This is a genomic window from Chryseobacterium sp. DZ-32, assembly GCF_059587025.1.
This window is the reverse complement of sequence record NZ_JCAIOM010000016.1, coordinates 33,848-54,971: the sequence shown is the minus strand read 5'-3', so window position 1 is coordinate 54,971 and position 21,124 is coordinate 33,848. Positions and strand designations below refer to the sequence as shown.

The 21,124-nt window shown below is 36.3% G+C and carries 27 protein-coding genes; 24 read left to right on the top strand and 3 right to left on the bottom strand.

The annotated features are described in order from the left end of the window. The 13 genes from AC59HC_RS17290 to AC59HC_RS17230 all read left to right on the top strand — a co-directional run bounded on the left by AC59HC_RS17290 (nucleotide 1) and on the right by AC59HC_RS17230 (nucleotide 11,532). Nucleotides 1-810 (top strand): alpha/beta hydrolase, encoded by an 810-nt coding sequence (locus tag AC59HC_RS17290; protein ID WP_202840490.1) that lies wholly within the window; start codon nucleotides 1-3, stop codon nucleotides 808-810. A 3-nt stretch (nucleotides 811-813) separates the two neighbouring features. Continuing rightward, on the top strand, nucleotides 814-1,278 hold the full coding sequence (gene paaD, locus AC59HC_RS17285) for a 1,2-phenylacetyl-CoA epoxidase subunit PaaD (RefSeq protein ID WP_202840492.1): 465 nt from the start codon (nucleotides 814-816) through the stop codon (nucleotides 1,276-1,278). Between the two features lie 142 nt (nucleotides 1,279-1,420). Next, nucleotides 1,421-2,221 (top strand): enoyl-CoA hydratase/isomerase family protein, encoded by an 801-nt coding sequence (locus AC59HC_RS17280; RefSeq protein WP_062672201.1) that lies wholly within the window; start codon nucleotides 1,421-1,423, stop codon nucleotides 2,219-2,221. Between the two features lie 106 nt (nucleotides 2,222-2,327). After that, on the top strand, nucleotides 2,328-3,461 hold the full coding sequence (locus tag AC59HC_RS17275; protein ID WP_496559053.1) for a 3-hydroxyacyl-CoA dehydrogenase NAD-binding domain-containing protein: 1,134 nt from the start codon (nucleotides 2,328-2,330) through the stop codon (nucleotides 3,459-3,461). A gap of 92 nt (nucleotides 3,462-3,553) precedes the next feature. Then, nucleotides 3,554-3,862, top strand: a complete 309-nt coding sequence (locus AC59HC_RS17270) for a hypothetical protein (RefSeq protein ID WP_496559052.1) — start codon at nucleotides 3,554-3,556, stop codon at nucleotides 3,860-3,862. A 9-nt stretch (nucleotides 3,863-3,871) separates the two neighbouring features. After that, the gene (locus AC59HC_RS17265) at nucleotides 3,872-4,285 is read left to right on the top strand and encodes a PaaI family thioesterase (RefSeq protein WP_034695815.1); all 414 of its coding nucleotides are present in this window, start codon (nucleotides 3,872-3,874) and stop codon (nucleotides 4,283-4,285) included. Between the two features lie 89 nt (nucleotides 4,286-4,374). Next, nucleotides 4,375-5,580 (top strand): 3-oxoadipyl-CoA thiolase, encoded by a 1,206-nt coding sequence (gene pcaF, locus AC59HC_RS17260; protein WP_496559051.1) that lies wholly within the window; start codon nucleotides 4,375-4,377, stop codon nucleotides 5,578-5,580. Nucleotides 5,581-5,668: 88 nt separating this feature from the next. Further along, entirely contained in the window at nucleotides 5,669-6,262 is a 594-nt protein-coding gene (locus AC59HC_RS17255) for an acyltransferase (protein WP_227943485.1), read from the top strand. A gap of 75 nt (nucleotides 6,263-6,337) precedes the next feature. Further along, nucleotides 6,338-6,916 (top strand): transposase, encoded by a 579-nt coding sequence (locus AC59HC_RS17250; RefSeq protein WP_202840503.1) that lies wholly within the window; start codon nucleotides 6,338-6,340, stop codon nucleotides 6,914-6,916. 58 nt (nucleotides 6,917-6,974) lie between these two features. Continuing rightward, nucleotides 6,975-7,802, top strand: coding sequence for an alpha/beta hydrolase (locus tag AC59HC_RS17245; protein WP_202840505.1), 828 nt, complete (start codon nucleotides 6,975-6,977; stop codon nucleotides 7,800-7,802). A gap of 103 nt (nucleotides 7,803-7,905) precedes the next feature. Continuing rightward, nucleotides 7,906-10,401 carry a phenylacetic acid degradation bifunctional protein PaaZ gene (paaZ, locus tag AC59HC_RS17240; RefSeq protein ID WP_202840506.1) on the top strand — a complete coding sequence of 832 codons (2,496 nt, stop codon included), beginning with the start codon at nucleotides 7,906-7,908 and terminating at the stop codon, nucleotides 10,399-10,401. A gap of 118 nt (nucleotides 10,402-10,519) precedes the next feature. Then, a complete protein-coding gene (locus AC59HC_RS17235; protein WP_202840507.1) occupies nucleotides 10,520-11,245 on the top strand; it encodes an XAC2610-related protein in 726 nt (241 codons plus the stop codon). Between the two features lie 125 nt (nucleotides 11,246-11,370). Continuing rightward, nucleotides 11,371-11,532: a bacteriocin-like protein gene (locus tag AC59HC_RS17230; RefSeq protein WP_157885761.1), complete on the top strand. Its 162-nt coding sequence runs from the start codon at nucleotides 11,371-11,373 to the stop codon at nucleotides 11,530-11,532. 56 nt (nucleotides 11,533-11,588) lie between these two features. On the opposite strand, the gene AC59HC_RS17225 is transcribed toward AC59HC_RS17230, so the two are convergent. Continuing rightward, the gene (locus AC59HC_RS17225) at nucleotides 11,589-12,266 is read right to left on the bottom strand and encodes a CPBP family intramembrane glutamic endopeptidase (protein WP_496559050.1); all 678 of its coding nucleotides are present in this window, start codon (nucleotides 12,264-12,266) and stop codon (nucleotides 11,589-11,591) included. 176 nt (nucleotides 12,267-12,442) lie between these two features. Between AC59HC_RS17225 and AC59HC_RS17220 the strand changes: the two genes are divergently transcribed. Then, nucleotides 12,443-13,129: an SMUG2 DNA glycosylase family protein gene (locus AC59HC_RS17220; protein ID WP_496559049.1), complete on the top strand. Its 687-nt coding sequence runs from the start codon at nucleotides 12,443-12,445 to the stop codon at nucleotides 13,127-13,129. Between the two features lie 81 nt (nucleotides 13,130-13,210). Here the strand turns inward: AC59HC_RS17220 and AC59HC_RS17215 are convergent, their stop codons facing one another. Further along, nucleotides 13,211-14,032 (bottom strand): T9SS type A sorting domain-containing protein, encoded by an 822-nt coding sequence (locus tag AC59HC_RS17215; protein WP_496559048.1) that lies wholly within the window; start codon nucleotides 14,030-14,032, stop codon nucleotides 13,211-13,213. Nucleotides 14,033-14,069: 37 nt separating this feature from the next. Then, nucleotides 14,070-14,621 (bottom strand): phage tail protein, encoded by a 552-nt coding sequence (locus AC59HC_RS17210; protein WP_110010685.1) that lies wholly within the window; start codon nucleotides 14,619-14,621, stop codon nucleotides 14,070-14,072. 258 nt (nucleotides 14,622-14,879) lie between these two features. Here AC59HC_RS17210 and AC59HC_RS17205 point away from each other — a divergent pair, with 258 nt between their 5' ends. From AC59HC_RS17205 to AC59HC_RS17160, 10 genes are all read left to right on the top strand, one after another. Beyond that, nucleotides 14,880-15,644 (top strand): enoyl-CoA hydratase/isomerase family protein, encoded by a 765-nt coding sequence (locus AC59HC_RS17205; protein ID WP_202840513.1) that lies wholly within the window; start codon nucleotides 14,880-14,882, stop codon nucleotides 15,642-15,644. Nucleotides 15,645-15,859: 215 nt separating this feature from the next. After that, entirely contained in the window at nucleotides 15,860-16,477 is a 618-nt protein-coding gene (locus AC59HC_RS17200) for a hypothetical protein (RefSeq protein WP_202840515.1), read from the top strand. Nucleotides 16,478-16,573: 96 nt separating this feature from the next. After that, nucleotides 16,574-16,864 (top strand): winged helix-turn-helix domain-containing protein, encoded by a 291-nt coding sequence (locus AC59HC_RS17195; RefSeq protein ID WP_110010688.1) that lies wholly within the window; start codon nucleotides 16,574-16,576, stop codon nucleotides 16,862-16,864. Nucleotides 16,865-16,928: 64 nt separating this feature from the next. Next, the gene (locus AC59HC_RS17190; protein ID WP_343641177.1) at nucleotides 16,929-17,219 is read left to right on the top strand and encodes a hypothetical protein; all 291 of its coding nucleotides are present in this window, start codon (nucleotides 16,929-16,931) and stop codon (nucleotides 17,217-17,219) included. Nucleotides 17,220-17,248: 29 nt separating this feature from the next. Beyond that, on the top strand, nucleotides 17,249-17,551 hold the full coding sequence (locus tag AC59HC_RS17185) for a hypothetical protein (RefSeq protein ID WP_227943471.1): 303 nt from the start codon (nucleotides 17,249-17,251) through the stop codon (nucleotides 17,549-17,551). Nucleotides 17,552-17,557: 6 nt separating this feature from the next. Next, entirely contained in the window at nucleotides 17,558-18,043 is a 486-nt protein-coding gene (locus AC59HC_RS17180; protein ID WP_343641181.1) for a Coq4 family protein, read from the top strand. An 11-nt stretch (nucleotides 18,044-18,054) separates the two neighbouring features. Continuing rightward, nucleotides 18,055-18,348, top strand: a complete 294-nt coding sequence (locus AC59HC_RS17175) for a hypothetical protein (protein WP_343641183.1) — start codon at nucleotides 18,055-18,057, stop codon at nucleotides 18,346-18,348. Between the two features lie 58 nt (nucleotides 18,349-18,406). Next, nucleotides 18,407-19,777: a DUF4153 domain-containing protein gene (locus AC59HC_RS17170; protein ID WP_429816733.1), complete on the top strand. Its 1,371-nt coding sequence runs from the start codon at nucleotides 18,407-18,409 to the stop codon at nucleotides 19,775-19,777. A 6-nt stretch (nucleotides 19,778-19,783) separates the two neighbouring features. Continuing rightward, nucleotides 19,784-20,488, top strand: coding sequence for a DUF1361 domain-containing protein (locus AC59HC_RS17165; RefSeq protein WP_496559047.1), 705 nt, complete (start codon nucleotides 19,784-19,786; stop codon nucleotides 20,486-20,488). Between the two features lie 53 nt (nucleotides 20,489-20,541). Next, nucleotides 20,542-21,081, top strand: coding sequence for a hypothetical protein (locus AC59HC_RS17160; protein WP_110010693.1), 540 nt, complete (start codon nucleotides 20,542-20,544; stop codon nucleotides 21,079-21,081). Nucleotides 21,082-21,124 lie beyond the last annotated feature (43 nt).

Genomic DNA, 21,124 nt, shown 5'->3' with positions numbered 1-21,124 from the left:
ATGAAGAAGTTGCTTCTTGGGATATTGGCTTTTTTTCTTGCAGCCTATGTGATACTATGTGTTGGAATCTATTTCTATCAGGAGAAAATTATTTTTTATCCTGAAAAGTTACCCGAAAATTACAAGTTTACATTTGATGGTGATTTTGAAGAAGTACCCATTAAAATGCAGGATGGAAAGCATTTGAGTTCTGTTTTATTCAAAGCTCAAAATCCAAAAGGAGTCATCTTTTATCTTCATGGAAACGGAGGATCAATAAAAAGCTGGGGAGTAGTAGTTCAGCTGTATCAAAGTCTGAATTATGATACTTTGATACTTGATTACCGGGGTTACGGAAAAAGTGAAGATAAAATTAATAATAAAAATCAGATCTTTTCGGATGTTGAAAGTGCCTACAAAGAGCTTTTGAAAAGATATCCGGAAAACAGAATTATTATTTTGGGATATTCTGTAGGAACAGGATTAGCTGCAAAATTAGCATCCATGCATAATGCAGGATTATTGATTTTACAGGCACCATATTACAGTATGGAAGATGAAATGAATCAGAAATTTTCATTCCTTCCGAAGTTTTTGCTGAAATATAATTTTGAGACTTGTGAATATTTAAAAACCGTTAAGTCACCAGTCGTTATTTTTCACGGTGATAAAGATGAGGTTATTAACTATAAAGCCTCTTTAAAACTTAAAAATAACTTTAAAAAAGGTGATCGTCTGATTGTATTAAAAGATCAGTATCACAACGGCATAACAGATAATTTAGATTATCAGAAAGCAATGAAAATAATCCTTGATTCTGATAAAAAATAAAATATGAATCAGCTTTTAGATTTATTAAAAACCATTCCCGATCCGGAAATTCCGGTAATCAATATTGTGGAATTGGGTATTGTAAGAGAAGCGAAAATTACCAGCGAGAACTCTTGTGAAGTAACGATTACGCCAACTTATTCTGCTTGTCCAGCTATGTTTACCATTGAGGAGGATATTATCAAAATGATGAAAGAAAACGGATGGGATGCAAAAGTAGTCACCAAGATGTTTCCGATCTGGACAACAGACTGGATTACTGATGAAGCGAGAGAAAAGCTCCGTGTTTACGGAATCACTCCTCCCGAAAAAGGAGCAGACGAACACCACATCGGAAAACCGAAAAAATGTCCGCGCTGTGGTTCCGAGCATACCAAACAGATCAGCAGATTCGGGTCTACTTTGTGTAAGGCCTCGTATCAATGCTTAGACTGCCTGGAGCCATTTGATTATTTTAAATGTCATTGATGAATAATCAACCCATACACAACAAATTTTACGGCTATGCAAAGCATAACGAAGGAATTGTTATAATGTTAAATTATTAGACCGTTACATTGATTTATATTGTTAAATTAGTGCGTTGTTAAATAATAAATTAATAAAAACTATGTATACACAACTTGATATTGAAACGCATTTTGACGGAAAGCTGAAAATCGCATATCTTAATCAACCGGAAACGATGAACGCCCTTACAAAACCGGCTTTATCAGATCTTAGAGACTTTGTTAAAGAGTGCAGCGAAGACGAAACGGTAAGATGTGTTGCCATTTCCGGAAGAGGAAGAGCATTCTGCTCAGGTCAGAATCTGGACGAAGCTTTTGTAGTAGGCAAAGAACACCATGATCATGACATCATCAGAAAAATTGTGGTAGACTATTACAATCCATTAGTAATGGAAGTTACCCGTTGCAAAAAACCGGTTATTGCTTTAGTAAACGGTCCTGCAGTAGGAGCTGGAGCAATGTTGGCGTTAATCTCTGACTTCGTTCTAGCGAATGAGAAAGCATATTTTGCTCAGGCATTTTCAAATATCGGTTTGATTCCTGATACAGGAGGAACGTACTTCTTACCGAAACTTCTAGGTAGACAATTAGCCAATTATTTAGCATTTACAGGTAAAAAATTATCTGCAGAAGAATCTAAAGCGCATGGCCTTGTAGCAGAAGTGTTCACTGAAGAAGAATTTGTTCCGAAATCTATGGAAATTCTTGAAAGAATGGCAAACATGCCGACAGCAGCCATCAAGCTTACGAAAAAAGCATTTGCCAATTCTTATAACAACACATTGAAAGAACAGCTTGAACTGGAAGGTGATCTTCAGCAGGAAGCTGCAGAAACAGAAGACTTCATTGAAGGAGTAAATGCCTTTTTACAGAAAAGAAAACCTAATTATAAAGGAAAATAAGAACTAATATAACAATGTACCAATGTAGCAGTTTATCAATGAGATGCTTCGACAAGCTCAGCATGACAATGATTGTTACATTGTTACATTGATACACTGTTACATTATGAAATATGTAGGAATTATCGGTGCCGGAACCATGGGAATCGGCATTGCACAAGTAGCCGCAACGAACGGATGCAAAGTATGGGTTTATGATGCCAACGCAAAACAAGTAGAAACGGCAACGGTAGGTTTGGAAAAAACCTTGACCAAATTGGTTGATAAACAAAAAATTTCGGCAGAGAAAATGACTGAAATTTTAGCTAATATTTCCATTGCTACAGAACTGAAGGATTTCAAAGACTGTGAGCTGATTATAGAAGCCATTATCGAAAACAAAGAGATCAAAACCAAAGTGTTTACAGAGCTTGAAAATTATGTTTCAGAAAGCTGTATTCTTAGTTCCAATACCTCATCTATCTCTATCACCTCTCTGGGTGCAGAACTCAAAAAACCGGAGCGTTTCATCGGAATTCACTTTTTTAATCCGGCCCCATTGATGCCTTTAGTGGAAGTTATTCCATCCTTATTAACAGAAAAAACATTAGCAGAAAAAATCTATAACCTCATGAAAGAATGGGGGAAGACTCCTGTTATTGCCAAAGATATTCCCGGGTTTATCGTCAACAGAATTGCCAGACCTTACTATGGGGAAGCCCTTAGGATTGTTGAAGAAAATATCGCTACACCGGAACAGGTGGATGAAGCCATGAAAACGTTGGGGAATTTCAAAATGGGACCTTTCGAACTAATGGATCTTATCGGAGTGGATGTGAATTTTGCCGTAACAACTACTGTGTACAAAGATTATTTCTACGATCCGAAATACAAGCCGTCTTTATTACAGCAAAGAATGTCTGAAGCCAAACTTCACGGCAGAAAAACAGGAAAAGGTTTCTACGATTACAGCGAAGGAGCAGAAAAACCTATTCCTCAGAAAGACGATGCTTTATACCAGCAGATCTTTTTAAGAATCATTTCCATGTTGATCAATGAGGCTATTGAAGCCAAAAGATTAGGCGTTGCCAATGACGAAGATATCGAGCTGGCAATGCAGAAAGGCGTCAACTATCCGAAAGGTTTATTAAGCTGGGGTAAAGAAATCGGGTATACAAAAATCTCCGAAACCCTTCAGAGCCTTTACGAAGAATATCAGGAAGAAAGATACAGGCAAAGTCCTTTACTTCGTAAATTATAAAATATACCAATCTATCATTTTATCAATAGAACAATCATTTCATAAACATTGCTAAACTGATAGATTGTTAAATTGCTACATTTAAAAAAATAATGAATATAGATGAATTCAGGGCAGAGCTGGAGACCAGACTTTTAATTGAAAAACAGTATTTAACTCAGGAAGCTTCCTCCGTTGATGAGCAGGAAAGACTTGAGCTATTAGGAAAATTTAATGAGAAATATAAAGAGCTGATCAAAAGATTGGCCAACGAAAATGGAATTGATTTAAATGAACCCTATGCCGCTGAAAACTCATTAGATTCAGAAAGCCTTTCATACGGGCAGATTATTCTTGGAAAAACCATGAGTGTTTACGACAGATTATCAGATGAGCTGTATGAAGAAATAATAAACATATAATTAACAGAAATGAATCCAAGACAAGTAGCAGATTATATGTTCAATCAGGATTATTTTTCCCAGTGGATGAATATTAAAATGATTGAAGTAAAAGAAAATTACTGTTTAATAGAAATGCCAATCAAGAAGGATATGCTGAACGGACTGAAAACAGTTCATGGCGGAGTAACCTTTGCGTTTGCAGACTCTGCGCTGGCATTTTCTTCCAATAATACCGGAGATGCAGCTGTAGCATTGAACTGTATCATCAATTTTACCAAAGCCGGAAAAGAAGGTGATGTTTTCAGAGCAGAAAGTGTTTTGGTCAATGATACGAGGAAAACAGCTGTTTATGACATTCAGATTACCAATCAAAACAAAGAACTGATTGCAAAATTTGTAGGAACAGTTTACAAAATAGGGAAAAAAGTAACAGAATTATAATAAGCAGTAAGCTTGAAGCAATAGTTAGTAAGCTTTTTTGAAGCTGATAGAGCCTGTTGCATATAGCTTAAAGCCTAAAGCAAATAAAAATGAACAACGTATACATCATAGACTATGTCAGAACTCCCATTTCAAAACTGCAGGGAGGATTATCAGAAGTAAGAGCCGATGACCTGGCTGCTATTGTGATCAAAGAAGTGGTAGCAAGAAACCCTGAAGTTCCAGTTGAGGAAATTGAAGACGTTATTTTCGGATGTGCCAATCAGGCGGGTGAGGATAACAGAAATGTTGCCAGAATGGGACTTTTACTGGCTGGCCTTCCTTATAAAATCGGTGGAGAAACTGTCAACAGACTATGTGCCTCAGGAATGTCTGCGGTAGCCAATGCATTCCGTTCCATTGCTGCAGGAGAAGGAGAAATTTATATTGCAGGAGGAGTAGAGCATATGACCCGCTCACCTTACGTGATGTCAAAACCAAGCGCAGCTTTCGGAAGAGACAGCCAGATGTTTGATACTACTTTCGGTTGGCGTTTCATCAATCCTAAAATGAAAGAAATGTACGGGGTTGATGGGATGGGGGAAACTGCAGAAAACTTAGCAGATATTCACAAGATCAACAGGGAAGATCAGGATAAATTTGCCCTTTGGTCCCAGCAGAAAGCAACTAAGGCTCAGGAAAGCGGAAGGCTGGCAGAAGAAATTGTAAAAGTTGAAATTCCTCAGAGAAAAGGTGATCCAGTCGTTTTTGAAAAAGATGAATTCATTAAACCAACTTCATCGATGGAAGGGTTGGCCAAACTTCGTCCCGCTTTCAGAAAAGAAGGAACGGTAACTGCCGGAAACGCCTCAGGAATGAATGACGGAGCCGCTGCTTTGATTTTAGCAAGTGAAGATGCGGTGAAAAAATATGGATTAAAACCCAAAGCGAAAATTCTGGGATCTTCCGTAGCCGGTGTTGAACCAAGAATCATGGGAATCGGACCGGTAGAAGCCACTCAAAAGCTATTGAAAAGATTAAACCTTTCCCTGGAAGATATGGATATCATCGAATTAAACGAAGCATTTGCAGCACAGGCACTGGCTGTAACAAGAAGCTTAGGGTTGAAAGATGACGATGCAAGAATAAACCCGAACGGAGGTGCAATTGCAATCGGTCATCCACTGGGAGTTTCTGGAGCAAGAATCGTAGGTTCTGCAGCAATGGAGCTTCAGAAGCAGGATAAAAAGTATGCATTGTGTACCCTTTGTATCGGTGTAGGTCAGGGATATGCAATGGTCATCGAAAAAGTATAATGAATTTGAAAGTGAGTTAATTTGAGAATGTTGAAAGAAATTATTAATTTCCAGATTATCTCATTCTCAGATTTTCAAATTAAAAAAAATGAACATCTACTCATACCACGGGATTCGTCCCATTATAAAGCCCTCCGCCTACATTCATCCGCAGGCAGTCATTATCGGGAATGTTGAAATAGGTGAGGAAGTATATATCGGTCCCAATGCGGTCATTCGCGGTGACTGGGGGAAAATTATTATTAAAGACGGAGCCAATGTACAGGAAAACTGTACCCTTCACGTTTTCCCGAATATAGAAACAATCCTGGAAGAATCTGCACATATCGGGCACGGTGCAATTATTCACTCAGGACACATCGGAAAAAACTGTCTGATTGGAATGAATTCCGTTGTAATGGACAAAGCCTATATCGGTGATGAAAGTATCGTTGGAGCATTGGCTTTTGTACCTGCTAATTTCAGATGTGAACCAAGAAAATTAGTGGTGGGAAGCCCTGCGAAAATTATCCGTGATGTTTCTGATGAAATGATTCACTGGAAAACAGAAGGAACAAAATTATATCAGGAGCTGGCAAGGGAAGGAAAAGAAGCTATTCTTCCTTGTGAGCCTTTTACAGAATATGTTCAGCAGATCCCAACCAAAGTTGTGGATTACAGTATCTGGGATGATATAAAATAAAAGTAACTAATGGCTAATAATCAAACCTAACGGGTTTCTAAAACCCGTTAGGTTTAAATTAATACCAGATTTAAAATGATTAATACAGAAAATTTTGAATTTGAAGGTACCTATCACATTTTCTCTCATGTAAATGGGACTGAAGTTATTTTTCGTGAACCCTCAAATTATCAATTTTTTCTGGAAAAGATAGAAAAGTATATTCTTCCGGTTGCTGATATTTATGCCTACTGTCTGTTACCTAATCATTTTCATTTGTTGTTAAGATTTAAGAATTTTGATGATGTGAATAGTGAAAATGAGCATCAGTTTTTAATGAAGAATTTTGGTAATTTATTGAATGCTTATGCTAAAGCTTACAACAAAAAATATAATAGAAAAGGAGCTCTTTTTCTGAATGCGGTAAAAAGAAAGAAAATATCAGATGAGAAATATTTATTGAAAGTTCTCCATTACATCCATAATAATCCGGTTAATCACGGATTTGTAAATAAAATTGACCAATGGAAGCATTCTTCGTATAATTCATATTTAAATCCTGAAAAAGGAAGTAAATTGAATAGAGAAGAAATCATGCCGTATTTTGATTCGGTAGAGGTTTTTAAAAATTATCATCAATCTACTGTTGAATATGACTTTTTAAATTTTGAATAATGGCTAATAATCAAACCTAACGGGTTTCAAAAACCCGTTGGGTTTAACAAAAATAAATATGATTAAAAAAATTGCACTTGCATGCAGCATAATGTTTGCGGTGGCGTGTACGTTATCAGCACAGACTGTTGCTACAAAACCGCTTACCATCGGAGAAGTGAGGACCATTAAGTCCAAAACATTAAATGAAGACAGAACGCTGAATATTTATCTTCCGCAGGGATATGACAAAACAAAATCATATCCGGTAATTTATCTTTTGGATGGAAGTATCAATGAAGATTTTATTCATGTGACAGGATTAGTACAATTCTTTAATCAGATGTATTCCATGCCGGAAACCATTGTGGTGGGAGTTGCTAATGTAGACAGAAAAAGAGATTTTACATTTCACACGGATTTGAAAGACTTACAAAAAGACTATCCTACAACAGGACATTCAGATAAGTTTATTGCATTCGTTGAAAAAGAACTAAAGCCTTACGTGGAAAGTCAGTTTAAAACTACAGATAAATACCTTTTCGGTCAGTCTTTGGGAGGGCTTCTGGCAACGGAAATCCTTTTGAAAAATCCGGAAATGTTTGATAACTATTTTATCATCAGTCCAAGCTTATGGTGGGATGATGAAAGCCTTTTAAAACAGGCTCTACAACTGCTTTCAAAATCTACGGATACTAAAAAGTTTGTCTATGTTTCTGTAGGGAAAGGAGAACATCCGGTGATGGTAAAAGATGCTGAAGCTTTCTATGATGTTTTAAAAAAAGCAGGAAAGAAAAACTGGACATTGGAATATAAAATGATGGAAACAGACAATCACGCAACCATTCTTCACAGAAGTTTATATGAAGGATTGGTGAAAATGTTTCCTTATCAGGAACCGAAATAAAAATAAATGTAACAATATACCAATGTAAAAATGTAACAATAAATCCACAGCAAACAATTATTGGTAAACTGTTACACTTCTACATTGATAAATTAAATATTTTATGGAAAAGTTAAAAAACTATATCTACGGACAATGGGTAGAAGGTACCGGAAACGGAATTCCTTTGTACAATGCCGTTACAGGAGAACAGGTAGCTGTTTCCGATACAGAAGGACTTAATTTTGAACAGGCTCTGGACTACGGAAGAACCGTAGGATATAAAAACCTTTCTTCAATGACTTTCTACGATCGTGGAGAAATGTTGAAAAAAGTAGCACTTTACCTGTTAGAAAGAAAGAAAAAATATTATGATTTATCATACAAAACAGGAGCTACCCACATAGATTCGTGGGTGGACATCGAAGGAGGTTTCGGAACTTTCTTTACCTATTCCGGGTTGGCAAAAAGAATGCTTCCCAATACTTCATTTTGGGTAGATGGCGATACTCAGAAGATTTCTGCCAACGGAACTTTCTTGGGAACCCATATCTTAACGCCAAGTGAAGGGGTTTCTGTACAGATTAACGCTTATAACTTTCCGGTGTGGGGAATGTTGGAAAAATTATCCACTTCCTTGCTGGCGGGTGTTCCTTCTATTGTAAAACCGTCTCCTTTCGGATCTTACCTTACCAATGCGGTATTTCAGGATATGATTGAAAGTGGAGTATTGCCTGAAGGAGCTGTTCAGTTAGTTTGTGGAGAGCCGGGAAATATTCTTGATTATGTTCAGGATGGAGACTCTGTTTTATTTACAGGTTCTGCTCACACGGGAAGAAAATTGAAATCACTTCCTTCTATTGCAGGAAATGCCGTTCGTTTCAATATGGAAGCCGATTCGTTGAATTGTTCTATCCTTGGACTAGAGGCCAAACCGGGAACTCCGGAATTCGATCTGTTCATCAAAGAAGTCCGCAACGAAATGACCACGAAGGCAGGACAGAAATGTACAGCGATCAGAAGAATTATTGTTCCTGAGCATTTAATCGGTGATGTTCAGAATGCTTTGTCTAAAGCTTTAGATCAGACAAAAATCGGAAACCCATTAAGCAGAGAAACCAAAATGGGATCTTTGGTGGGAAGGCAGCAGTATGAAGAAGTTTTAAGAAAAGTAAATCTATTAAAATCAGAAACAGAACTTGTCTATGACGGAAAACACGAGCTGGTAGATGCCAATTATGAAAATGGGGCATTTATGAGTCCGAAACTATTCCTGAACGACAAACCTTTTGAAAAAAATATCTCTCATGATGTAGAAGCTTTCGGACCGGTATCTACATTGATGCCGTATAAAGATGCTGAAGAAGCAGCTGCACTGGCAAAAAGAGGAAAAGGAAGTCTGGTAGGATCTATCGTTTCTCATGACGAAAACTTTATCGCCGAAACTTCGTGGAAAATGGCCTCTCAGCACGGAAGAATCTTTGTATTGAACAGAGATAACGCTAAAGAAAGCACAGGTCATGGTTCTCCACTTCCGACACTGATGCACGGAGGTCCTGGTAGAGCGGGAGGTGGTGAAGAAATGGGCGGACTTAGCGGTCTTCATTTCTTCTTACAGAAAACAGCTATTCAGGGATCACCGGATGTTCTGAAAGCAATCACTAAGATTTATCAGCAGGGAGCTGAGAAAAAATTCTCAGACAAACATCCTTTCCAGAAATATTTTGAGGAAGTGGAAGTAGGAGATTCTTTGGAAACAGCAGGAAGAACTGTTACTGATGCCGATATCGTTAATTTCTCCAATGTTTCATGGGACCATTTCTATGCCCATACAGATGCAACAAGTTTAACAGGCACTATTTTCGATAAGACGGTTGCTCATGGATATTTTATCCTTTCAGCAGCAGCAGGATTATTTGTTTCAGGCAAAAAAGGACCTGTAATTGCTAATTACGGATTGGAAGACTGCAGCTTCTTCAAACCTGTATACGCCGGAGATACCATCACGGTTTATTTAACAGCAAAAGAAAAAATCAACAGAGGAGTAAAAGGAAGAAATATCCCTTCCGGTGTTGTAAAATGGCTGGTTGAGGTTGTAAACCAAAGAGATGAGATTGTATGTGTAGCAACGATCCTGACATTGGTAGCAAAACAATCTCCTTTCATCGATCTGAATGTAAAAAATATTCAGAAAATATTGAATGGATTAACGGAAAGTACTCCTGCGCTTTGGGGAAAAATGTCTCCGCAGCAGATGATTGAGCATTTGGAGCAAGCGGTATTGGTGAGTTTTGGAGAACCCGAAGCAGAAAAATGTTTCACTCCTGAAGAAAATCTTGAAAAATGGCAGGATTCTCTTTACAATCACAGAGCAATGCCGAAAGAATTTACAGCTCCATTCCTTCCTCAGGATGGCTCACTTCCGGAACCCAAACATAAAAATCTGGAAGCAGCAAAATTATCATTCATGGATAACCTGAAGAAATTTGTAATCTACTACAAGGAAAACCCGCAGGCAGAGCACATGAATTACGTTTTCGGAAAACTGAATAAAGAAATGTGGGAACTGATGCACAAAAAGCATTTTACCCACCACTTCCAGCAATTTGGATTGATTTAATTCAAAATAAAATATAAATTTAGAATCCCTTTCGGTTTAAACCGAAAGGGACTTTTTAATAACTCCTGCCAAGTTTTGAAACCTTAACATAAGTAATAAAATCAGAAAATTTTTAATCATGAAATCATTAGAAACCTTTTTTAACATTGTCTTTTGGGCTTTTTCAATTTTATTTCTTTTTTCCTGTTCGGGAAATCTAAAACAAGATAAAGACGGCTATTATTCTGAAGAAAAATTTGTTGACAGTCTGAATGTGGGAAGAAAAGGCAAAACTAAAGTAGAGTTTGAAAAATTTAGACATATTAAGAATGGTGATGTATTTGTAACCTTGAATGTTTATGATCTAAAAGATATTTGGGTAGAAAGTAAAGGATCTATGTTTCATACCTGGGAATTAAAAAATACTTTTAAATTTATCAAAGATGGAGTAACAGGTTTAGATGTTCAGATATGTGATTTTAATAATGATGGCTTTAATGATGTGACGTATCAAAGTGGAATCGCAGGAAGAGGAGGAAATATGGTAATGACCTTATTCGTGTATGAACCGGAAAATAAAAATTTTATCCACATCAAAAATTCAGATAATTATCCAAACCTGAGTTTTAATTCAAAACTAAAGTGTATCAATTCTGTAATTTTAACAGGCTCTATCACAACAGTATTTCTAAAAATTAAAAAAGATTCTCTGGATGAATTTGCACGGGTAGATGTTTCTGATAAAATAGTGGTGGAAGAAAAAGATTCTACAGGCAAGTTTAAGGTTATTGAAGAAAAAGTATTCACAGGAAATGATAAGGATCTTTATAAGGTTTTTAGAAATTATAAGCCTTTAGAATATTAGTCTTATATAAATTGAAATATTCATTATTTCAGTTAGTTATGGTTTTTTGTTTGAAAAATTACTAACTTTAATAGGCGAAATCCGAAAAGCATACAGAGTAGGAGAGAACACCAAAACAAACCACTATGAAAAACTTAAAAAAACTTTCAAGACATGAGTTGAGATCTCTTAAAGGAGCCGGGCCAAACTGGTCTTGCACCCTTAATCCTTGTCCTCCCGGAAGCTGTTGTCTTCCTGGAAGATGGCCTGATATTGCCAGAGCATGTTATATCTGTGCGGATTCTTAGACTTTTTTAACTTAAAACAATACACAAAGCTGCTACTCCTCGTGATTGGCAGTTTTTTATATTTTTTTCTTAAACTTAAAATATCCGTACATTAAAATGGGTAACGCGAATATCTGAAACAAAAAAACAAGCAATGAAGGGATTCCTTCCAGATGATTTGCATTAGCTTTTATAAGGAGCTGCTTGCCAAGCGGTCCGTTCGAGAATATCAGAATATTAAACAAATTCCAGCCCAGATGAAGACCTATAGGAAGGTACAAAGATTTTGTCTTAGCAAAGGACACTGCGAGCATCCACCCAAAAATAGACGTCATTACAAAAATAATTACCATCTGAAAAGGATTTCCGAATGCACTATAAGAAAACCAGTGGTAGACTCCGAAGCAGACAGCAGATAAAATGCAGGCTTTTGTTGTTCCCCATTTTTCAATAGCAAGATATAGCAAAGCCCCTCTGAAAAGTAATTCTTCAAACAAAACAGACTTTACAATCCACCATAAGCTCATCAATGCTGCAGAAAATGATATTGGCTTATTCAGTATCCAGCTGTTATTGATAAAGGCTGTTGTCAGGATGTGATAAACGCTGCATACTGCAGCTGCCAAAAGAAAACCTATGCTCAGGTTAATCAATCTTGCCTGGCTGGGTTTAAATCCTAAAACAGAAAGGTCCTTTTTTGCGATGAACCTCAGGAGAAGCCACGAAATGATAAGCTCAATAATAATTCCAATCATAGGTTAGAAGTTTTAATTGAATAAGTGTTATCTTATTGAAAACGAATATAATAAAAAAACGGATGCGAAAAGTTTCTTTAAAATATTTATCGTTCAAGACTTTAAACCTTGACAGGATGATGATAAAAGGTTTGAGCAACAGGATAATTTTGTTACTTTACAATAAAAATGATTTCATGGATAAAACTTTTGCGGATCATGTGATAGATTTCAACAAAAACCTTAGTTACACAGGAAATCTTCCTGATGATTTTCAAGTCCTGAATCCTTATCTGGATAATCCTGAGACGCTGAAGGTGATGGAAGAGTTTTATCATAAATTCTACGATGATTCAGCTAAGAGGAAATTCATCATCGGAATTAATCCCAGCCGTCATGGTGCGGGAGTAACCGGAGTTCCGTTTACCGATACAAAAAGACTGGAAAATGTCTGCGGAATCAAAATGAAATCTGCCCGTACCCATGAAGTTTCTTCTGTATTTATGTATGATATGATTGAAGACTATGGTGGTGCTGATCTTTTCTATAAAGATATTTATATCAATTCTCCATTTCCGCTGGCTATTGTAAGAAAAACAAAAAACGGCTGGCTCAATGCCAACTATTATGATGATAAAGAACTCTTCAATTCAGTCAAAGATTTTATGATCGAATCTTTGAAGAAGCATATCAGCCTTAATCTGGATACCTCAGAAGTTTTTGTTCTGGGTAAAAAGAATGCCGAATTCATTTCAAAATTAAACAAAGAAACCCAACTCTTTGAGACGATGACCGTTCTGGAGCATCCAAGATATATCCAGCAGTACAAATCAAAAGAAAAACAGCTTTATATAGACAAATATATTTTAGCTCTGAAAAAATGACAAAATCCCTTCGTTAAAAGGGATTTGTCATTCATGAATTAGAATCTTTGTGGGATATGGAACTTATAAAATTTTCTGATATTAGTTTTTAATAACTTTGGTAGATTCTGTTGCTGTTTTAATAATATAAACCCCTTTTGGAAGTTCCGAAATATTAACCTCATTATTTCCTTTTTGAGTTTGAATAGTTTTCAGCATTTTACCATCCAGGTTGTAGATCATAGCTTCACTTGCTTTTTCTGTTGTAATAGAAAGAGGTCCGTTGGTTGGATTAGGATAAACAGTCAGGTCTTTTTTGGTGCTTTTAGCTTCCGAAGTCCCCAGTACCAGATTGCTGTCTTTTACCCAGGTGAAAGCATCGAAGCCTACATATCGGAAGGCTCCGTTTGCTGTGATTTGTAACTCGTCAATCACAATATTTGAGTAATTCTGACCATTTAAATTGGTAAGATCAATCAAAGTATATCCATTCGTGCTACCTAAGCTTGTTGCAAATCCGGTTGTTTTTGTTTGGGTAAATTTTGTTACGCCACTTAGTTTTCCGGTTACAGTTAGTGTTCCTGCAACATTAAGATCCAGATTCAATGCAGAAAGATACATCCAGAATCTGTTTACTTTAAACAAATTGGAAGTGGTTTTGATGCTGAATGACGGTGGGGATTGTGAGTTATTCGAATTGTCGATGTATCTGTTATCATTTGCTGTTCCACTCCAGCCGGTTCCCGGGAAATTACCCTGAATATCAAAAACACTTACATGTGAAATGATATTAAAGATGACTCCATTATCGGTGAAGCTTGTACTTCCGTGCGATTCCGTTTCAAATTGTTCTGTACTGGTCTGCCCGAATGAAAAAATTGAAATGAGCAGACTACAGATTGCTAAAAAAGTAGTGCTTTTCATGATGTTTGGTTTTAAATGTTAGGTGATGGTGTGGATATTAATCCCTTGGCGGATAAATACCTTCAACACAAATGATATAATTTAAGCCTAGGTAAGGAGGCATATTATTCAGCGGTAAGCCTTGTCCTGTATAAGAAATACTTAACGGATTGATAGTTGTATCAGGGTTGGCATCATTCACGAAACTCGGTACTGCATTGAAATCTCTTCCCACTTGCGTTCCTGAAATGGCAATTGTTGAGGTAGCTGTAGGAGTAGATGAATTGGCATTCTTATTCGCTACTTTAAGCTGAAATCCGGCTCCTATACTTGGGAGGTTCGATGATAAAAGAGTATTTTGTGTTGTACCGGATACGATTCCCAAAGGATAACTTTCGCCGGAGTTTACATTCCCTGCTCCCAAAGCCATACGTCCTTTTAAGTTAGGCAGGGCAAAAGTAGTGATACCGTCTCCACCGTACGTTGTTCCTAAAATAGAAAATAAAGCAGAATTTCTTGAGATGCTTATTAAACTTCCATCACAAAACATCCAGCCTCTAGGTGCGAAATTTCCTGCAAATAATTTTACGATTCCAATGTACTCGTCCATGATAATATGTTTTTAGTTTTTTAGATTTCTTACTCTTTTTACAGGCTTTTCAGATTCCGCCTTTTGGTTATTAATTCTTAGTTCAAAGGAACAATTAATAAAAGGCAGGTACTAGAGTAGAAAATACCAAATTAAAAACTCCGTATTTCTACGTAATAATGTCTTGAATTTTGCGGATTCGGAAAAGAAAATTTATACTTTAAGTTTCTCTGAACGAGCTGTATTTCGTATTTTTGTAAGAATCCAATAAAAATAAAAATGAGCGAATTTGTAGCATCAGAAATTAAAAATAATATTGCCGAAATCAGTTTCGGAACACCTAAAAGTAATTCTCTTCCAGGAGCAATTTTGGAAAAACTGGCAGAAACTATCCTTGAAGAAGGGGCAAAAGAAGAAGTGAAAGCTATTTTAGTGAAAAGTGCCGGTGAGAAGGCTTTCTGTGCAGGAGCAAGTTTTGACGAGCTCTTAGCCATTGAGGAACTTGAAGCTTCCACACAATTTTTCGGAGGTTTTGCCAAAGTTTTAAATGCAATGAGAAACTGTGGGAAAATTGTTGTGGTAAGAGTACAGGGAAAAACTACCGGCGGAGGAGTAGGGATTGCCTGCGGGGCAGATTATTGTTTTGCTACTAAAGACTCGGCTCTTGCACTTACAGAAATCAATCTTGGAATTGGCCCTTTTGTAATTGGCCCTTATGTTGAAAGAAAAATAGGTAAGTCACAATTCTCCGCTATGGCCATTGATGCAGACTTCAGATCTGCTGAATGGGCTGAGCAGCATAATATTTATCATTCGGTTTCAGATACTATTGAAGAAATGGATGAAAAGCTGGAGAAATTTTTGCAGACTTTAGCATCCAGAAGCAGTGATGCTTTAGCATTAATTAAAAAAGTTTCATGGGAAGGAACAGATCATTTCAATGAATTGATGCCGGCAAGAATTCACATGAGTGCAAGTCTTATTCTTGAAGATTCTGCAAAGAAAAATATTGAGTCTATTAAAGAAAGGTTAAGGGCTAAATAAGGTATAAAAATAAAGGATTTTAATCCAAAAGCTATCCGTAGAAATTTTTGTTTTTACGGATTTTTTGTGCATTATTATATGTCAGGATACAAGTTTTAGCTTTTCCGCTGCTTATAAAACAATTAATATATCGTGATGAGAATTATTTCCAGAATTTTAAAAAAAACTTGGAAGATTGAAAATAAATCATAACTTTGTAATTCAAAGTTCTTTTTATGGATTCAAAAAACTATCACGAAGACTTATCGCATATCCGTTCTATGATGGAGCGGTCCTCCAGATTTATTTCGCTAAGTGGTTTATCAGGAGTTGTTGCGGGTTTAACGGCTATTATCGGTGCTGTATATGTGTACTGCGTTTTTCAGAGGGAAGGAATCAGTTATTTTGATGGGGACAGAAATATTCTGGGACCTGCCTTGGTTAAAGAGCTTGTCCTGATTGGTATTGTTATTCTGGTAATTGCAATCCTCAGCGGTTATCTTTTTACAGCTCATAAAAGTAAAAAGAAAGGTTTGAAGATCTGGGATGCTACAACAAAGAGACTTTTGGTTACCTTTGCAGTGCCTTTGGCAGCAGGTGGTGTCTTTTGCCTTGCGCTTCTTTATCATCATCTTTTTGTTTTCATTGCTCCGGCTACGCTTATTTTTTATGGATTGGCTCTGGTAGCCGCAGAACGATATACATTAACGGATGTAAAGTATTTAGGATATCTTGAGATTATTTTGGGACTTATTTCTTTGTTCTTTTTAGGATGGGGATTGCTGTTCTGGGCCATTGGTTTTGGTGTTCTGCATATTGTGTATGGATTGATCATGCATAAGAAGTATAAATAATGAATGAGATGTGGTTTTGCTATTGAGTAGTGAAAATCGGAATAATAATCAAGCATATTGCATTTTAGCAGTGTTTCAGAATAAAGATAAAGTAAAATGATCAAAATAAATCAGCTCAATAAAGAATTCGAAAGCCGTGTAAGACTGGGGATAATGTCCGTTCTTATGGTTAACGACTGGGTTGATTTTTCTGAAATGAAAAGCCTGCTCGAAATTACAGACGGAAATCTTGCCAGCCACAGCAATGCGCTGGAAAAAGCAGGCTATATCGAAGTAAAGAAAGAATTTGTCGGGAAGAAACCTAAAACGTCTTATCGTGTTACACAGAGCGGAAGGCAGGCGTTTAATGAGCATTTAGATGCACTGGAAAAATTATTGGGGCGATAGTCCTATATTTTTTTGAAAATTAACTTTGAATTACAAAGTACTTTATATGTTTAAATTAAATAAAATGATGACACAGAAACAAAAAACAATCGCCATTTATGCCCTTCCATTGGCTTTACTCAGTATTCCCTTGGTTGGCAATCTGTTTTCTAAGGAAGTGAACTGGTCAGGAGCAGATTTTCTTATTGCGGGAGCTTTGCTTTTTACAACCGCTTTTCTGATCAATATGGTTAGAAATAAAATCAAAAAGCAAAGTCAGAGAATGATGATCTGCATTCTCATATTGCTGGCTCTGGTACTTATCTGGGGCGAATTAGCAGTAGGAATCTTCGGAAGCCCGTTTGCGGGAAGCTGATCAGCCTTCTTTATTTAAACCTTGAAATAATGAAAGATCAAAAAATTATATACTTCGGAAGATTCATATTCGGATTATTCTTTTTAGCCGGAAATATCTGTCTTTTCGGATACATTCTAACAAAAGAATATTGGTTTGCAGACTCAGGATTTTTACTGATTACTTATGGAACTGTATTCAATGTTATTGTCCTATCAGTTTTGTTGATATATGCTGCTGCAGACCGGTCTGCAAGTAAAGCCTGTTTACAGTCGGCGGGGTTAATTCTGATCAATATACCCATAGCTATACTTTATACCATAATAGGATGCAATCTTGTTATTTTTAATTAATTCACTATGAAAAAAATACGTGTTCAGTTTCTGCTTTTTGTATACGATAAAACTCAAAAATTATACAGAAAATATTTCAAAAAGAAAAAAAGACAGTGGCAGTTCAATGAAAAACAACTGCTGGAGTTTCAGGAAGATTCTTTAGGCCGAAAACTGGGAGAATTTTACAGAAAACACGGTTTTTCGATGATCCCCAAAATGGAAAATCATGATGTACACCATCTGATTACCGGTTGTGGAACGAGCTTCGAAGATGAAATTGCCATGCAGTATCTGCTCCTTGGAAACGGTAAACTCAATGCACATCTGTTGGCTGCAATCGTATTGGGAACAATTATACTGCCTGAGTATGCGAAAATTTATATCAAAGCGTATAAAAAGGGACAAAATATGAGAGCCTTTCATTACTGGGATTTTGAAGAGCTGCTATGGCAGAATTATGAGCATGTGAAAGATTTTATTCAACAGAAAGAAACGATAGTTCTTCATTAAAATTAAAAATAATGGAAAAAATAAAATTCAGCCCACTAGGGGAGAAGACATTTTTAATCTCCTTTTTGCTGGGTACCTCTTTGCTGCTTTTATTTTGGATCACAAGAGCTGAATTTCTGATCATATTTGGGTTTTATTACGTTGTGATTGCTGCTGTAACGAACCTGTTGATCACTTTATATGAGTTGATGGAATTCCTGAGTGATATTTCCGAAAAGAAAAGAAACGGAAACTCTGTCCTTCTATTGCTGCTCAATATCCCTGTTACTTTTCTATACCTCACCCTATTCTTTAATTTTTGCTAATCTCTATCTCTGTAAATTAAATCTTTCAATTCTTTCAATCTTTTAAATAATTAACCTCATGAAAACACATCATTATATATTTCTTACAGCCATTCTCTTTGTCATCGTTTTTTATGATCAGGAGCTGGGGCTTAATCTTGGAATTCTTGGAATTGTCTACGCATTATTAACACTTTTCAGAACACCTGCAAAAAATAAAACAGGAATACTATATGGCCTTTTTGCAACAAGTATTCTATCCAGCATTGCATTTGCCTGGTTTGGAGATTTTACATCCTTTATTGCAGTGGTGAGCTCGTTGCTTTTGCTGGGATATAAATCAAAGAACAGAAGGCTGAAGATTCTCTTTTTAATACCGGTTTTTATTGTGAATAGCTGTACTTCCTTCTGTCGTTTTTTTAGCTTTGATGAGTGGCTGCCTAAGAAAAATTTTTCAGGATTTTGGCAAAAGACATTGGCTTTCTTTTTGATTCCGCTGGTGCTGGTTTCTGTTTTCTTTGGAATATATTCTGCAGGAAGCGACCATTTTGCAGCCCTTTTCACAGATTATGAGCTGGATATTAATCTATGGCAGGTATTCTGTCTCTCTGTGCTGGGATTCTTTATTGCCTTTAATTACTGGAATTATGCAGTGGAAAAGTTGATCTATAAAAACAATCATGTTCTGGATAACGAGTTCCGCAAAGAATCCCGGATTCCCGAAGCTACTTATTCCTTTCTTGATCTTGATGCAGAAAGAATAAGCGGAATTATTTCTTTTGTCTTGCTGAATGTTTTATTGGTATTCTTTATTATTACCTATAATTATGAACAGTTTTATGAAGCTGTAAAAACACCTGTTCAGCTTTCAGAAGAAACCCATGAGAGAGTAAACGCCGTTATTATGTCTATTGTCATGGCAATTCTTGTGATTATGTTTTATTTTAAATCAGGATTTAATTTTGATCCGAAAGCAGGTTCACTGAAAGTATTAGCCAAAATATGGATTTTCCTTAATGCTGTTCTTGTTATTTCCGCAGCCCTTAAAAATTATGAGTATATTGTTTATTATGCATTTACCTATAAAAGACTAGGTGTATTTGCTTTCCTGCTTTTATCACTGATCGGCCTTGTTCTGACTTATGTTAAAATTCAAAAGCAAAAAAGAAATATTTTCCTTGTTAATACAATGATCTGGTATTTTTATGGAACTGTCCTTGTGTGCAGTTACTTCAACTGGGGTGGTTTTATTACTTCCCAGAATATGAAACGAAAGGATTTTGCGGTCAACTATCATGTAACGTCTATCAACTTCAGTGAAAAAGCACTTCTGAAATATGCGGATGAAAAAAATGATGAGAAACTTAAAAAGACCTTGCAGGATAAGGTGAAAAACGAAACATCCAAAAACTTTCTTTCAAAGATTTTATATTATCAGACTATAAAATAAAAGATCATGAAAAACTTTGTAGAACCCTCAAAATTTAAAATTAATGTATTGTTGATAATGATGACCATATTCTGTTTCAGTCTTTCTGCTTTTAGATACTATATCAGTGATACAAAAGTGTTTTTGTTTCTCAACTGGAACCTCTTTCTGGCGTGGATTCCTTTATTATTAAGTTCTTTTGTTCTTGCTTTTAATATCAGAAGTAAAATCTCGCTGGTCTTTATTATTATAATCTGGATTTTGTTCTTTCCCAATTCTCCCTACATCCTGACAGATCTTTTTCATCTCAGAGCAAGAAATTCAATCCCGGTCTGGTATGATCTCATTGTGATTCTTTCTTATGCATGGACCGGCCTGATCTGCGGATTTATTAGCCTTAATGATATTGAAAAAAAACTTTCTTATTACGGGAAAAAAAATAGTATCAATGGAATTATTGTATTTTTTCTTTTCATGAGCAGCTTTGGAGTTTATCTTGGCCGTTTTCTGAGATGGAACAGCTGGGATGTACTTAATAATCCTTTCGGCCTGTTCTCTGATATTGTAGTGAGATTTATTTATCCGATGGAATATACCAAAACATGGGGTGTTACTCTTTTGATGGGAATTATGCTCAACTTTATGTACTTTACATTTAAATGGTCGGGCATCAGTGAAGAAAAAGAATTGCGGCCGGGAAGCAAATCATTAAACGGATTGGAACAGTTTTAGCATTTAAATGAGCTCAGCATAATTAATGTTGATCCATTCTTAAAATAATTATTATGAAAAAAAGCTTATTGTTAATTCCTTTGATTATTGTTGCCTGTAAAAAAGATCCAGCTGTGACAAACGTTCCGGAGAAGGATTCTACAGTGGTAACAGAAATGCCGGATTCTGTGGTAAAAACAGATTCTGCAGCATTAAGAAAGAAAGACTCCATTATTAACAATGCTCCGGCCACTAAGGAAGTTCTGCGAAAAGGGGTGATGAGAAATGAAAAAGACGGACAGATCATAAGAACCGCGGATGCTAATCAGCTGCCTTTTACCATTGGAGAAGAATTTACAAAAGATGATCAGGATTTTATTTTAAAACTGACCCACTACGACCGCCCGAACATCAAAGCAAAAATTTCTACCAAAGAAAAGGACTTCAATATCCGGTTCAATCAGATCAGACTTCCAAACGGAAATTATGATGGGCCTTTCGGAAGAGAAATCACCTATGATACTCCCGGAAAAGGTGAAGTATGGCTGATTATCGGGAAAAGTAACATGGCTTCCGGAAATACAAAAGGAAGTTTTACGGTAACTGTAGAATAAAATTCAATCAATTTGGTACAATTTCTGCAAACTAACCTTTAAG